This window comes from Bacillus sp. UMB0893 (assembly GCF_002858905.1).
GTDB lineage: Bacteria > Bacillota > Bacilli > Bacillales > Bacillaceae > Bacillus_P.
The window spans coordinates 28,462-42,507 of record NZ_PKLB01000002.1 but is presented as its reverse complement, the minus strand read 5'-3'; the positions used below and the strand labels follow the sequence as shown (position 1 = coordinate 42,507).

At 39.0% G+C, this 14,046-nt stretch carries 18 protein-coding genes; 9 read left to right on the top strand and 9 right to left on the bottom strand.

Going from position 1 to position 14,046, the window contains the following annotated elements:
- Positions 1-19: 19 nt before the first annotated feature.
- Both CYJ36_RS05830 and CYJ36_RS05825 read right to left on the bottom strand, forming a co-directional pair.
- The gene (locus CYJ36_RS05830; RefSeq protein WP_180850102.1) at positions 20-991 is read right to left on the bottom strand and encodes a TIGR03943 family putative permease subunit; all 972 of its coding nucleotides are present in this window, start codon (positions 989-991) and stop codon (positions 20-22) included.
- A 19-nt stretch (positions 992-1,010) separates the two neighbouring features.
- On the bottom strand, positions 1,011-2,018 hold the full coding sequence (locus CYJ36_RS05825; protein ID WP_101565779.1) for a permease: 1,008 nt from the start codon (positions 2,016-2,018) through the stop codon (positions 1,011-1,013).
- A gap of 210 nt (positions 2,019-2,228) precedes the next feature.
- On the opposite strand from CYJ36_RS05825, the gene folE2 reads away from it, so the two are divergent.
- A complete protein-coding gene (gene folE2, locus CYJ36_RS05820; RefSeq protein WP_101565777.1) occupies positions 2,229-3,131 on the top strand; it encodes a GTP cyclohydrolase FolE2 in 903 nt (300 codons plus the stop codon).
- 88 nt (positions 3,132-3,219) lie between these two features.
- Here the strand turns inward: folE2 and rpsN are convergent, their stop codons facing one another.
- Positions 3,220-3,489 carry a 30S ribosomal protein S14 gene (rpsN, locus tag CYJ36_RS05815; RefSeq protein WP_101566495.1) on the bottom strand — a complete coding sequence of 90 codons (270 nt, stop codon included), beginning with the start codon at positions 3,487-3,489 and terminating at the stop codon, positions 3,220-3,222.
- 210 nt (positions 3,490-3,699) lie between these two features.
- Here rpsN and CYJ36_RS05810 point away from each other — a divergent pair, with 210 nt between their 5' ends.
- Positions 3,700-3,879 (top strand): Fur-regulated basic protein FbpA, encoded by a 180-nt coding sequence (locus CYJ36_RS05810; RefSeq protein ID WP_101565775.1) that lies wholly within the window; start codon positions 3,700-3,702, stop codon positions 3,877-3,879.
- Between the two features lie 4 nt (positions 3,880-3,883).
- Entirely contained in the window at positions 3,884-4,009 is a 126-nt protein-coding gene (locus CYJ36_RS05805) for an FbpB family small basic protein (protein ID WP_101565773.1), read from the top strand.
- Positions 4,010-4,057: 48 nt separating this feature from the next.
- Here CYJ36_RS05805 and CYJ36_RS05800 read toward each other — a convergent pair whose 3' ends face one another.
- The 3 genes from CYJ36_RS05800 to CYJ36_RS05790 form a co-directional block, all read right to left on the bottom strand.
- Positions 4,058-4,414 (bottom strand): hypothetical protein, encoded by a 357-nt coding sequence (locus tag CYJ36_RS05800; protein WP_101565771.1) that lies wholly within the window; start codon positions 4,412-4,414, stop codon positions 4,058-4,060.
- A 149-nt stretch (positions 4,415-4,563) separates the two neighbouring features.
- On the bottom strand, positions 4,564-5,415 hold the full coding sequence (purU, locus tag CYJ36_RS05795) for a formyltetrahydrofolate deformylase (protein ID WP_101565769.1): 852 nt from the start codon (positions 5,413-5,415) through the stop codon (positions 4,564-4,566).
- Between the two features lie 198 nt (positions 5,416-5,613).
- On the bottom strand, positions 5,614-6,087 hold the full coding sequence (locus CYJ36_RS05790; RefSeq protein WP_101565767.1) for an S-ribosylhomocysteine lyase: 474 nt from the start codon (positions 6,085-6,087) through the stop codon (positions 5,614-5,616).
- Positions 6,088-6,230: 143 nt separating this feature from the next.
- Here CYJ36_RS05790 and yidD point away from each other — a divergent pair, with 143 nt between their 5' ends.
- Positions 6,231-6,458 (top strand): membrane protein insertion efficiency factor YidD, encoded by a 228-nt coding sequence (gene yidD, locus CYJ36_RS05785; RefSeq protein WP_101565765.1) that lies wholly within the window; start codon positions 6,231-6,233, stop codon positions 6,456-6,458.
- Here yidD and CYJ36_RS05780 read toward each other — a convergent pair.
- Positions 6,449-7,012 carry a beta-class carbonic anhydrase gene (locus CYJ36_RS05780; protein ID WP_101565764.1) on the bottom strand — a complete coding sequence of 188 codons (564 nt, stop codon included), beginning with the start codon at positions 7,010-7,012 and terminating at the stop codon, positions 6,449-6,451. The two genes, yidD and CYJ36_RS05780, sit on opposite strands and share 10 nt — an antisense overlap.
- A gap of 124 nt (positions 7,013-7,136) precedes the next feature.
- On the opposite strand from CYJ36_RS05780, the gene CYJ36_RS05775 reads away from it, so the two are divergent.
- Together CYJ36_RS05775 and CYJ36_RS05770 are read left to right on the top strand one after the other, a co-directional pair.
- Positions 7,137-8,315, top strand: a complete 1,179-nt coding sequence (locus CYJ36_RS05775; RefSeq protein WP_101565762.1) for a GTP-binding protein — start codon at positions 7,137-7,139, stop codon at positions 8,313-8,315.
- A gap of 122 nt (positions 8,316-8,437) precedes the next feature.
- Positions 8,438-9,517, top strand: coding sequence for a metal ABC transporter substrate-binding protein (locus CYJ36_RS05770; protein ID WP_101565760.1), 1,080 nt, complete (start codon positions 8,438-8,440; stop codon positions 9,515-9,517).
- Between the two features lie 158 nt (positions 9,518-9,675).
- Here the strand turns inward: CYJ36_RS05770 and CYJ36_RS05765 are convergent, their stop codons facing one another.
- Together CYJ36_RS05765 and CYJ36_RS05760 are read right to left on the bottom strand one after the other, a co-directional pair.
- Entirely contained in the window at positions 9,676-10,605 is a 930-nt protein-coding gene (locus CYJ36_RS05765; RefSeq protein WP_180850100.1) for a CobW family GTP-binding protein, read from the bottom strand.
- A 102-nt stretch (positions 10,606-10,707) separates the two neighbouring features.
- A complete protein-coding gene (locus CYJ36_RS05760; RefSeq protein WP_101565756.1) occupies positions 10,708-10,950 on the bottom strand; it encodes a type B 50S ribosomal protein L31 in 243 nt (80 codons plus the stop codon).
- A gap of 263 nt (positions 10,951-11,213) precedes the next feature.
- On the opposite strand from CYJ36_RS05760, the gene CYJ36_RS05755 reads away from it, so the two are divergent.
- From CYJ36_RS05755 to CYJ36_RS05745, 3 genes are all read left to right on the top strand, one after another.
- Positions 11,214-12,569 (top strand): cytochrome ubiquinol oxidase subunit I, encoded by a 1,356-nt coding sequence (locus CYJ36_RS05755; protein WP_101565754.1) that lies wholly within the window; start codon positions 11,214-11,216, stop codon positions 12,567-12,569.
- Between the two features lie 24 nt (positions 12,570-12,593).
- Complete coding sequence (locus tag CYJ36_RS05750; protein WP_101565752.1) at positions 12,594-13,637, top strand: cytochrome d ubiquinol oxidase subunit II; 1,044 nt, start codon at positions 12,594-12,596, stop codon at positions 13,635-13,637.
- 212 nt (positions 13,638-13,849) lie between these two features.
- On the top strand, positions 13,850-14,008 hold the full coding sequence (locus tag CYJ36_RS05745) for a DUF1540 domain-containing protein (protein WP_101565750.1): 159 nt from the start codon (positions 13,850-13,852) through the stop codon (positions 14,006-14,008).
- Positions 14,009-14,046: the final 38 nt, after the last annotated feature.

Sequence of the window (14,046 nt, the reverse complement as noted above, 5' to 3'; positions counted from 1 at the left end):
CAAGCTTTTTTGTAATTTATCAATATTGTTCATATACATAAGGTTCCTTAGGCTGCTCGATCTTTTCAATCGATTGGATCTCAACATTTGGAAGAACCCAGTCTTGATAGTTCACACTTTTGATAACTCCGCTGACTTTAACCCACTCATCCTGCTTATATTTTTCTCCATCCGCAATGGAAGCGAGTGTTCCATATACAGAGGCATCTGCGACACAGCAGGATAACCCAAATCTTGCTACAACAAACTGATCTTGTTCAAAATCATCTTCTCTGTATACAAATCCGAACATTTCTACTTTTTTGCCAGCAAATTTTTCAGGGTTTTTATCCATGATATTCGTCATGGCAATGTAATTCTTTTCAGTTAAAACGATTTTGTCACTTTTTAGCATATCTGCTTCCAGCTCTTCATAATACCCTTCTGGCGGTGCTTGAATTTGGAAGCCTTCAGGATGTTCAAGCGGGACATCAGGGCTTGATTCTGGTGATTCTGATTTTTCCTCAACACGTTCTTCAAGCTGTTTCATGTATTCATCAGGATCCTGCAAATAGAGGTCTGCAAGCTCCTCATCCATTGGAGCATCCTCACTTTTGGCTGTCTCTTGAGATTGTGTTAAACCTGTTTTAAAGCCTCGTTTTGCCGCAATAGAGCTATCCAGGACAACATCCGGGAAAACAAAGCCGGTTACGACAGGGAAAATAAAGAATGAATAAATAATGATTGACTGAATCGGTGTACTTTTTCCTGAATGATCAAAGCCGCAATTGCAATACAATTCTTCTTCATTCTTACTGCCGCTTCTCCAAATTTGAACGACACCTAAGAGCAAAAAAGTAATGACCGCAAAATAGATGAACGGCAGCATTCGAGGTGCGATAAAGTTTTGGATATCTCCTGTAATAATCAGCTTAAAGAGGAGCATTGTAAATCCCATTAAGATGATCCCGCGCAAGTATAAGTGGAAACGATAATCTCTTTGGTTTTCCATAGATTCAGGATTCCCTCCTTTATAAGAGAAATTGCTGGTATACCAAGACGGAAACATAAACGACCGCCGTTACAATTCCGATAAATGCCATCACAAATTTCACTCTGAAAAAAGCAAACAGCATGATTGTATTTTTCAGATCGACCATCGGGCCATACACGAGGAACGCCAGCAGGGAACCTGCAGTGAACGTGCCTCCAAACGAAGCAGCCACAAAAGCATCTGCCTCTGAACAAAGGGATAAAATATATGCGAACGCCATCATGATTGCAGGTGATAAGAACTCGCTTGAGCCCAGTTCCGCCAATAAAGAACGATCTAAGAAGGTCTGAAAAACACTTGCAATAAATGCGCCCAGAATCAGATATTTTCCCATTTCAAAAAACTCATCACTGGCATGGAAGAGTGTTTCCTTCCATTTGTTCACACCTTTAATAGGTTCTGTTTCTGCTGTTCTTCCAACAAGTTCTTCTCTTGTCCATTTCAGCTGATCCCGGTTTTTAAATAGAAGATAAACGATGAATCCAACCAGAATGGACACAACAAACGCTAAACCCATTCGACCATAAACAATTTCTTTAGAAGATTGAAAAGCGTAATAAGTAGAAGCAAATACAACTGGATTTAGAATCGGTGCAGCAACTAAAAAGACAATTCCAACGTGAAGCGGCATTCCTTTTTTAATTAAGCGTCTTACAATCGGAACAATGGCACATTCGCATACAGGAAAGATAATTCCAAGCAGCGCTGCCGGAAAAAGGGCTATGATTGCATTTTTCGGTAAAAAGCGCTGAATCATTTCTTCTGAGACAAACGATTGAATGAGGGCTGAGACAAATACCCCGAGCAAAATAAAGGGAATGGCCTCAAGAATAATGCTTAAAAAGACCGTGTTTAAATTTAAAAAGGCTTTAGGGGCATCAATCTGAAAATCCCCGAAATCTATGAAAATAAAAAGATAAATAAACAATCCTATTAATGCAAGAGCAAATGTCTCTTTCATAATAGAAGAGGCTGGTTTTTTCATCTTAAAACTCCAATCCTATTCTTTTCTTCTAGCATTATATCATACGAGGGTTGTCCAGAGATTATGCAAATTAGTGAAAATTTCGCGCTTATAATTTGCAAATCATCCGTGAAACCTGCCTTAATCACTATTAAAAGCATTTTTCATTGCTGTTTTCTATCTTTGTACAGTATACTCTCTATTATTGAGGCACTTGAGAGGAGAACACCTATGAAAAGAGATATTACATTACCGCCGAAAAAAGAGAGACACAGACTCTTCGGCTCAGTTGAACCGGGTTTAAAAACAAAACCAACCGAAAAAGACAAAATGCCTGACCTGCAAAATTCAAAAAAAGATTTTTTATTTCATATAAATGCCGTTGGAATCAGCAATGTGAAATATCCAGTTAACATCCATTCATCATTAAGCCCAAACGAACAAGCAACCGTTGCATCGTTTAAAATGACTTCATCCATTTCATATGAAGCAAAGGGCACAAACATGAGCCGCTTTACAGAGCAGCTTGAAAAATACCGGTTAAACGGAGGGTTTACTCTCTCCCTAAACGAACTTTATGATTTTACGAAAGAGCTCGCAGAACGCCTGAAACAAAAAGATGCTGAAATTGAAGTCACGTTCCCTTGGTTTTATGAAAGAAAAGGTCCGAGTTCACAGCTTGCCGGCTTAAATCATGCCACTGCAAACTTGAAAATCAGCTACATAGAAGGAAAGGGATTTACTTCGAGTGCAAAGCTGACATGCGCAGTCACTACCCTTTGCCCTTGTTCTAAAGAGATCAGCGAATACAGCGCACATAATCAGCGTGGCTTTATTACAATGGATGTTGAATTTACAGAAGACTATCGTGAGGAACGAGATTGGAAAGAAGCATTGCTTGCTGCAGCTGAAACGAATGCAAGTGCTATGATTCACCCTGTCCTAAAACGCCCTGATGAGAAAATGGTGACGGAAAAGGCGTATGAAAATCCCCGCTTTGTAGAAGACATGGTTCGATTGGTTGCAGCAGACCTATACGAGCTTGATTTCGTGTCAGCTTTCAAAGTCGAATGCCGCAATGAAGAATCGATCCATCTTCATGATGCGATTGCAGAGCTTTCATATCGAAAATAAAGATTAAAAATGCGGGTAACTACAAAAGTCACTCGCATTTTTTAAATAAAGCTGATCGTTGCATCCATCTTTCAGCGATTTTATGAGTTTACCAGCTTGCTTTTTTCACACCTGGCACTTGCCCTTTATGAGCATATTCACGGAATGCTATTCTTGATAGCTTAAACTTTCTTAAGTATCCTCTTGGTCTGCCAGTCACTTCACATCTGTTTTTCAAACGAGTTGGAGATGAGTCCCGCGGCAGCCTTCTCAATGCTTCATAATCCCCTTTTTCTTTTAACTCTAATCTCAGCTCTCTATATTTTTCAACCATTTCCTGACGTTTCTTCTCTTTTGCAACCATTGATTTTTTTGCCACAACTTCCATCCTTTCTTCTTTATGATTTATACGATTTAATAAAACGTAATGATTACTATTTAAACATGTGTTTCATAAAATATCAAATATAAACTTAAAAAAAACGCTTCAAACATTTTTTGAAAGTCCTTGCCCTTTTCAAGAATAACATATATAATTTAATTGATAATGATTATCATTATCTTTTAGAAAGTGGTGTTTCCTTCTTTTATGAGTACAAAATTACGCCAAGCTGTTGCAAGCAGAAAAACATATATTATAGAAGAACTGCTGGATCTGGGTATCTATAAAAAAGCAGACTGTCAGCTATATGAGCTTTGCCTGAGCGATTTAGAGAAAGAATATTATGATTTGGTTAAACATAGACATACAAGTGAAAAAGGAGTATGAAAGAATGAGAATTAAAAAGAAAACATTCAAAGAACTAGTTGAAGAAAATAAAAAAACAATCTTAAATGATAAGGACCTGCTTGATAAAGTGTATGAGAAAATTGATTTAAAACAAAGTGTGCAGAAATAATTCAGGACTTCGTTGCTCATAGCGAGGTTCTTTTTTGTTTGCCCTAAATTAAGAGACAAAAAGGAAAAACTTCTTATTTTGATTTGATGCCTCCTGATTTTTAAGCACTTTATCTGTATAGTCAATCCATCTATGTTTTTTAATTTTCAAGTCAAGCCTGTTGTTTATCTCATCTTCAATTGCTTTCATTAGCTCATGCATTTCCTGCAAAGACATATGAAAACGATCGGCTGCCTGCTGATAAGGAGACTTCTCTGCAAGAAGAGTTAAAAACTGTTCTTTGGTTTCACACTGTGATGCCAGCTGATCTTCCATTCCTTCAATGAATTGATATACGTTTTTCTTAGTCCGAGGAAGTCTGGAAATGATTTCACGTGTAAATATGTTCATCAAATGTTCGTTCATCAAAAACACCTCTTTATTTATAATTTGCTCCTTTTAAATCGTAATTATTACGTTTTAATTATTATAAACTCTTTCTTATTAAAAAGATAGGATGCATATATGAAAAGACAGACGGTTGATCCGTCTGCCTTTTCATATAATTTCAGTTTTTACGGAAACACAACTGTCTTATTTTCATAAACGAGCACTTTATCATCCAAATGCCAGCCTACGGCTCTCGACAATACAAGCTTTTCTACATCTCTGCCGATTCGTTTTAAGTCCTTAATCTGATAGCGATGACTGACCCGTTCAACGTCCTGTTCAATAATTGGTCCCTGATCAAGCTCTTCTGTTACGTAATGAGCAGTGGCGCCAATTATCTTTACGCCGCGATCATAAGCTTGGTTATATGGTTTTCCGCCAACGAATGCAGGCAAAAAGGAATGATGAATATTAATAATATGATTTTCATATCGTTCAATCATCACTTGCGGAATGATTTGCATGTAGCGTGCCAGCACGATGGTATCAACGTTCGCTTCTTCAAGTAATGACAGGTGCTGTATTGCCGCTTCTTCCCTCGTATCCTTTGTTGCCGGAATATGATGATAAGGAATCCCTAAAGGCTCAACAATTTCTCTCAAATCATCGTGATTACTGACGACCATTTCTATATCAGCAGCAAGTTCCCCGAGGCGAAAACGCTGCAATAGGTCCTGCAGGCAATGGTCTTCTTTTGAAACGAAAATGGCTATTTTCTTTTTATCGCTTGCGCATGACATCCTCCAAGTAATATTAAATGGCTCTGCTGTCAATTGAAAACGAGTTTTGATTTCCTCGATTTTATCTTCTATCCCCATAAGCTGAAATTCAATTCTCATAAAAAAGAGACCGCCTACTGGATCTGTAGAGTGCTGGTCAGAATGAATAATATTGGCTCCTTCATCAGCTAAAAAGCGTGAGACAGCTGCTACAATCCCTGGCCTGTCCTCACACGATATCAACAATCGTCCTATCATGATGCATCCTCCTCATCCGCGGTGTTTTCCTTATGCGGACATCTGTTTAAGCAATGAGAACAGTATACCGAAATGATTATCTGCACGCAACTGAAAATATTATATCTCTTCATGAAAACGACCATGCACCAAACTCATTTTCATATAACAAGAAAAAAGCACTGCCTTAACAAAATAAGGAGTGCTTCTTTCAAATCTTTATCCAAATACTTTTGCCAATTCTTTTTTATCTTGATCAAGCCAGAAACGCATCAAACGTTTTGCCCCATCTAAATCATGAAGCTTTGCCTGTCCGCATTGTTTTTCATTAGCAGCTGGAATTTCAGTGATTTCAATAGCATCTTTCAATGTATCATCTAATAGGTCGATGATTTCTTCCACTGTAGGCTCTCCGCTTACTACAAGATAATAGCCTGTCTGGCAGCCCATTGGAGAAATATCAATAATATCGAAATGATCGTATTTTTCAACATGCGTACGAATATTGAATGCCAATAAATGTTCCAATGTATGAATTACGTCAGGCTTCATTGCCTGCTTATTCGGCTGGCAAAAGCGAATATCAAATTTATTTACCAGACCGTCACTTCCAACTTTGTGAACGCCACAATGTCTCACATACGGTGCTTTAACTGCATTATGATCTAATTCAAAACTTTCTACTGATGGCATAAATACCACTCCTTCATAAGACTTCTATCTTCATCATACAATTAATTCCGATAAAATTCATCTATTTTGTTTGAATTAAACCTTCCAATTTTATCTTCTGCTTTTTATGCAGTATACTTATCGCATAAGAAGAGGTGACGATTATGAAAAAACTATTCATTGCACTTATACGCTTTTATCAAAAAGCCATTTCTCCTCTAAAGCCGCCATCATGCCGTTTTTACCCGACATGCTCTCATTACGGTCTTGAATCAATCAAACGATTTGGCGCTTTAAAAGGCGGATATCTGACAGTGAAGCGCATCCTTAAATGCCACCCTTTTCATCCCGGAGGATTTGATCCCGTTCCTGAAAAGAAGGATCAGCGTTGATAGCCTTCAGCCACGAGGTCTAATTTTCCGGTTGATGGATCAATGATAAGCCCGTGCACAGGTACATCATTTGGAAGCAATGGATGGTTGCGGATAACACTCACACTATGTTTTACACTTTCTTCGACGTTATCAAACCCTTTTAGCCATTCTTCTAAATGGATGCCTGAATATTTTAGGGTATCAATCTGATCTTTTGAAATTCCGCGTTTCATTGCTTTATCCAAAAAAGATTCCGGATTCAGGCTGCTCATGCCGCAATCATAATGGCCAACTACACAGACTTCATCTGCCCCAAGTTCGAGGACAGCTACAAGAATGCTTCTCATAATACTTCCAAATGGATGAGCAACAAGGGCTCCAGCACTTTTTACGATTTTCACATCGCCATTTTTAATATTCATTGCCTGCGGCAGAAGCTCAACAAGGCGAGTATCCATACAAGATAAAATGACAAGTTTTTTATCAGGAAATTTTGTTGTCTGGAACTTTTCATAGTCATGGTTTTCTACAAATTGGTGGTTGTGTTCAATAATTTTATCTAACAATCTCATCTGTCATTCTCCTTACAACTCTATTTTTATTAAATATACCATATCACTTGTTTTTTTGTTTAGTTTTGCTATATGATGTTCTTTATAAATTGTAATGATTATTATTTAAGGGGGACTAATAGAAATGACAAATCAAATACCTGTTACAGTGCTAAGCGGCTACTTGGGTGCCGGGAAAACAACACTGCTTAAGCATATCCTTGAGAATAAAGAAGGAAAACGAATCGCTGTTATCGTGAATGATATGAGTGAAATCAATATCGATGGAAGCTTGATTAAACAAGATGCCATCAGCCGTACAGAAGAAAAACTAGTAGAAATGCAAAATGGATGCATTTGCTGCACGCTGCGCGAAGATTTAATGGTCGAAGTGGAAAGACTTGTAAAGGAAGGAAATATTGATTACATCGTCATTGAATCTTCTGGCATAAGCGAGCCGGTTCCAGTTGCACAAACCTTTACTTATATTGATGAGGAAGTCGGAATTGATCTTTCTAAATACTGCAGGCTGGATACCATGGTCACAGTTGTAGACGGCAATCGGTTTTGGGAGGATTTTTCTTCTGGAGAAAATCTGCTTGACCGCAAGCATGGAACAGATGAAAATGATAGGCGTGAGGTCATCGATTTATTAATCGATCAAATCGAATTTGCCAATGTTCTTTTGCTGAATAAAACAGATCTAGTGGAAAATGAAGATACAGATGAGCTTTACGGTGTGCTTCGCAAGCTAAATCCAGACGCCACGATTTTAAAAACTTCATTCAGCAAAGCTCCTCTAGATTCTCTTCTTAACACATACAGTTTTGATTTTGATAAAGCAAGCCAATCTGCAGGCTGGATCAAAGAATTAAACGAAGAGCATACACCTGAAACTGAGGAATACGGTATTTCCTCATTTGTTTACAGAAGAAGAAAACCATTTCACCCGGAACGTTTCATGAATTGGCTTGAAAATTGGCCCGCAGATGTTGTTCGGGCAAAAGGATTTTTCTGGCTTGCTTCCAGAAACGATACAACAGGACTTCTATCACAAGCGGGTACGTCGATCATGATTCAAGGTGCCGGTGAATGGGTTGCTTCCTACTCAGAAGAAGAACAGCTTCAAGCTTTTAAGGATGAGCCAGAACTAATTGAGAGATGGGATTCGTCATTTGGAGACCGTATCACAGAATTAGTCTTAATAGGAATTGATCTTAAGCGTGAAGAGGTTGAAGCATCTCTTGATAGATGCCTATTAACGGGAAAAGAAATGAGAATGGACTGGAAAGCACTTAAAGATCCTCTTCCGGCCTTTTCATAATTATTAGAATCCTTTTTCTATTTTTTGATGAATTTTACTAGTTCTCAAATCGTAAGTATTACGATATAATGTGTAAGGACATAGTGAATCTAACTAAATACCATTTATATAAGGAGCAAATAATGAAAAAAACAGGAATGACAATGGCACTTGCGCTTTTGCTTGGAACAGCAATGTCTGGCTGTGCAGGCAATGAGCAGAATGCAGAAAAAGATGGAAAGCTAAAGGTGTATACGACCATTTTCCCATTACAGGATTTCACAAAGAAAATTGGCGGAGATGCGATTGAAGTTGAAAGCGTATATCCTGCAAATGCAGATGCCCATACATTTGAACCCACTACAAAAGATATGGTCGACATGGCAGAAGCAGACGCATTCATATATTCCGGCGTTGGTCTAGAAGGATTTGCAGAAAAAGCAACCGAAACCCTTCAAGCTGAAAAAGTAAAAATCATAAAAGCTGGTGAAGGAATCGAGTTAGCGGATTCATCTCATGACGAAACCTCTGATGAGGAAGGCCATGATGAGCATACCGACGAAGAAACTCATGACGAACATGCTAATGAGGAAGGTCACGATGAGCATGCTGACGAAGAAACTCATGACGAACATGCTAATGAGGAAGGTCACGATGAGCATGCTGATGAAGAAGCTCATGATGAGCATGAGCACGGTGATAAAGATCCGCATATTTGGCTTGATCCTGCCCTTTCTATCCAAATAGCGGAAAACATTAAAAATGGTTTAAGTGAATTAGATCCTGAATCAAAAGCTGTATTCGAAAAGAATTTCAAAACCCTGAAAGCAGACCTTGAAGCACTGGATGCAGATTATAAAGAAACGATAGAAACGGCAGGCAAAAAAGAGATTCTTGTATCTCATGCAGCGTACGGATATTGGGAAGAACGCTACGGCATTGAGCAGATCAGTGTTCTTGGGTTATCGCCAACTCAAGAGCCTTCACAAAAGCAGCTGCAGTCCATTATCGAAACGGCAAAAGAACATAACATGAAGTATATTATTTTCGAAAACAACGTAAACAGCAAAATATCTGATATCGTTCAAGCTGAAATCGGCGCAGAAAGCTTGACGCTATCTAATTTAGAGTCCATCTCAGAAGAAGATGCGAAAAACAGCAAGGACTACTTTAGTTTAATGAAACGAAATTTAGAAACCCTGAAAACGGCATTATCGAAATAAAGCAAAATACCGGCCATTCCATGGCCGGTATTTATTTATAAAAAGATTCCTTATTATCCTGAAACCTGGTTTCTTAATCTAGAGTGTTTTTCTTATTATCCGAGCGGTAATCCGCTCCTTCATACAAAAAAGGAATTTATGAAAAGGTCCTCCTTATTTCACTGAAATATCCGCTTAAATGAGTCTCTGATTTCTTCAATATTCAAATCTTGTCCTATTAAGATCAAAACTGTTTTTTCAGTGTTTACTTCGGTATCAGAAAGCACGGTTTTTCTCGCAGCATATTGCATTTCCCTAGGATCTGTTTCTCCTTCTACACGAAGATAGCCTTTGGCGCGAATCAGTCCGTTTATCTCCTTAAGCCATGATTCAAGGACCTTAAGCTGAATCGATGGAAGGTCTTCTATTTTTAATGTTCCAATAGTGTGATGATGGTGATGATGGTGCTCTTTTGTATCTGATAACGACACGATCCGATGCCTTTGTCCGGCAAGTTTTTCAAAAGGAACATTGCCATATGAAGCTGGGAAAATTTCTATTTCAGACGAAATCACTTTTTCGATTTTATGTTTTACTTTTTCTTTTTCTTTTTCATTCACAATGTCAATTTTATTCAGGATAATAAAATCCGATGAGATGATTTGTTCTTTTAATAGAGAACGAATTTCTTTTGAGCTTGAGAACATGCTTTGATACTCGAGATAGTGGCTTGCGTCCACAATCCCTATCATTGAGATGAGCTCAAACTCTTCAATCAATGCAGGAGATAGTAAAACATCTTTTATCTCCAAAGGATTAGCAACTCCAGTCCCCTCGATTAAGAGGACGTCTGCTTGTTCTCCGCTTAAAAAGCCTTTCAATGTTCTGACTAAATCATCCTGGATTGTACAGCAGATGCATCCATTTAACAGCTCGTACACTTTCTGGTCTTCAAATAAATGCTTTTCAACATTTTCATCGCCAAGCTCATTTAAAATAATTCCTACTTGTTTTCCTCTTTTTTTAAATTCTTCAGCCAATTTTACAAGAACCGTTGTTTTACCGCTTCCTAAAAAACCGCTGACTGTATACACAGGGATTCGTTTCAATGCCGTGCCTCCTCCATTATAAGAGTACCAAGACTTACAAGCTTTCAGCAAACAGAAAAGATGCCCAAGAACATTTTGTTCTCAGGCTGCTTTTGTTTTTTCTTACATATTGTATTTTTTCTTGAAACGCTCTGCTCGTCCATCGCGGTCCGCGAATTTTTGACGGCCAGTATAGAATGGGTGTGTATCTGAGCTTACTTCTATTTTAATGAGAGGGTATGTGTTGCCGTCCTCCCATTCTGTTGTTTCGTTTGATTTCATAGTTGATCCGCTTAAAAATTTAAAACCGCTGTTAGTGTCCATATATACGACTTTATGATAATCCGGATGGATTCCTTGTTTCATTTTAAAAGCACTCCTTTAATCGTAATACTTACGATTTATATATTACAGGGTTTGTCCCTTTTTGTCAATGGATGATGTTTGTCGGATAAATTCCAAAATTACGTTTTACGTTGATACCTTTTAAAATTTGGCGATGAAATGCGGAAACTGGTTGAATTAAAATGATTCAAAATAACGTTTAACTGAGAAGCATATTTCCTAGAAAAATGTGGACAATAAGGAAAGATTCTTACAACGTTGGGAAAGAAAGGCGGATGAATAAGATGGATGATCTCGTATTAGCCAGATCCTTGTTCGGGACGACAATGGGCTTTCATATTATCTTTGCATCACTTGGTGTGGGGCTCCCTCTCATGATTCTGATTGCTGAGCTGCTGTTCCAAAAAACAAAGGACAGTGATTATGCGGTCATGGCAAAAAGATGGACAAAAGGGCAAGCGGTGCTGCTCGGGGTTGCGATTCCGACTGGGACGATTGCAGGCGTGCAGCTTGCTCTGTTGTGGCCAGGGTTTATGGAAGTTATCGGAAGAGTCATGGCACTGCCTTTTCAAATAGAAATTTACGCTTTTTTTGTGGAAGCATTGTTTATGTCCATTTATGTATACGCAGCAGACAGAATTTCTCCGCGCATGAGAATTATCAGTGTTTCCCTTGTTCTGTTCGGGGCAGCGGCATCCGCAATCTTAATTACGAATGTGCATGCATTTGAAGGGACTCCTGCTGGTTTTCGGATTGAAAATGGCGAAATTGTTGACGTTGATCCCTGGGCAGCATTTTTCAATCCGAGCTTTATCGTCACAGCTGGTCATGTAGTGGTGTCAGCCTTTATGACGGGTGCGTTCGTCATTGCTTCTATCTCAGCTTACAAAATGCTCAGAAATATGAAAAATGAACGCCTCTATCGTTTTCATCGTAAAGCATTAATGATGGGGCTGATTGTTGGAGGCATCTTTTCATTTTTAACAGCTCTTAATGGTCATGAATCTGCACAGATGCTTCATGAGTATCAGCCAGAAAAGCTAGCTGCAGCAGAAGGTTTGTTTGAAACACAGCGATATGCCCCGCTTTCAGTTGGCGGATTTACTGACCGGGAAACACAGGAAGTAAAATGGGGCATTGAAATTCCATGGGCACTGAGCTTTTTGGCAGACAACAGTTTTAAAACAGAGGTGATCGGACTGAATGATTTTCCAGAGGAATATTGGCCTCCGCTTTTTGTACATACATTGTTCAATGCAATGGTCGGGATCGGAAGTCTGCTGATCCTGCTCTCAATGGTCGGATTCTTCTGGTATAAAATCCTGAAAAAACCCCATTTTCCTAAATGGATGCTTGTTTTATTCGTTCCTTCAGGGATTCTTTCCATGATGGCGATTGAATTCGGTTGGATTTTTGCCTGCACAGGCAGACAGCCATGGGTGATCTATCGTTTATTGAAAACAGAGGATGTTGTTACAGCTTCTGGTCAAATCGGAACGCTGTTTGTTCTATTCACATTGGTTTATGCTATTTTAGGGCTCGCCGTCATTCTTGTTCTTGTGTACTATTTCAGGCGCAATCCTGTTGAAAAAGAACTTGATAAACCTGCGGGTGATGGTGAAGGGGTTAGTGTTTACTAAAGCTGAAATGGAGGCGCAACAGAGATGATTACAACAGATGCATTGCTGGCAATTACCGTCATATGGGGCTTTGTTTTTATCTATGCTGTAATGGCTACGATGGATTTCGGAGCAGGTTTTTGGTCAATGATCTATATCAATAAGGAAAAAACGAATGCAACTAATATCGCAAACCGTTATTTGTCTCCAACATGGGAAGTAACGAATGTGTTTATTGTTGCCATTGTCGTTGCACTTTTCGGCTTTTTCCCAGGGGCAACTTTTATTTTAGGGACCGTCCTCCTTATTCCTGGAAGCATCATTCTTCTGCTGCTGGCGATTCGCAGCGGATTCCTTGTTTTCTCCCATTATTCAAAAGGATATGAGAAGGCACTCACGTACGTTTCAGGAATTTCCGGCTTTATCATCCCCGCTCTCTTAATGCTGGTGCTTCCGATTACACATGGGGGATACATTGAGGTTGTAAATGGTGCGCATCAGCTGCAGCTTGGTAAATTGCTGACAAGCCCCAGCGCCTATGCTTTTATAGGATTTGCCATTACGAGCACACTGTTCTTATCTTCGCTGCTGCTGTCAGATTACTCAAATGTTGCCAATGAACCTGAAGCTTATAAAGTTTATCGGCGGGATGCTCTGATTTTAGGACCATTATCTCTGGTCATGGGTTTTTTGATCATGCTGACAATGCGTACCGAAGCCAATTGGCTGTATTCAAATATGATGGGATATTTGCCATTTTTGATTGGATCTGTTGCGATGTTTATGATTGCAGGCGGGGCGCTTTTTTTACCTTCGCAAAAGGACAAACGGAAGCTTGGCAGACCAAGAATTGCAGTTGTCGCGGTAACCATTCAATATTTACTTGCAAGCTACGCATATGGACGCGGCCATCTGCCTTATATGATCTATCCGGATGTTTCAATTCAGGACGGATTTACACATCCTAAAACATTCCACGCTCTATTTATCACTTATATTGTAGGATTTTCAATCTTATTTCCTGGATTTTTTTTCTTTTGGAGATTGTTTATGAAGGATAAACGTTACTTAAAACAAAATGAATCCTAAAAAGAAAAGCGGAAGCGCCAGTTAAGCTCCGACGCCGAGGAGTTGGGCGATTCCGCTCGCCATCAATGCGCATCTATATCTAAATAAAAAAACAAGGAACACTTCAGGTTCCTTGTTTTTTTTAGAAGTAACTTTAAACGCTTTTCTTATGTATGAAACGACCCAGATCAAGCAACACTAACTGTTGAACCCTAAAAAAGGAGGTTTGATTTATGCCAAGAGAAGTACTATGTGAAGTCAACAACTGTGAGTATTGGGGCAGAGGCAATCAGTGTACAGCTGATGCCATCTATGTAGTCAGTCACAAAGGAGATAAAGCCTCCCGAAGTGAGGAAACTGATTGCAAAACCTTTAAACCCCATGATCTTTAAGAGAAAGGACAGCTTATCGCTGTCCTTTCTTTCTTATT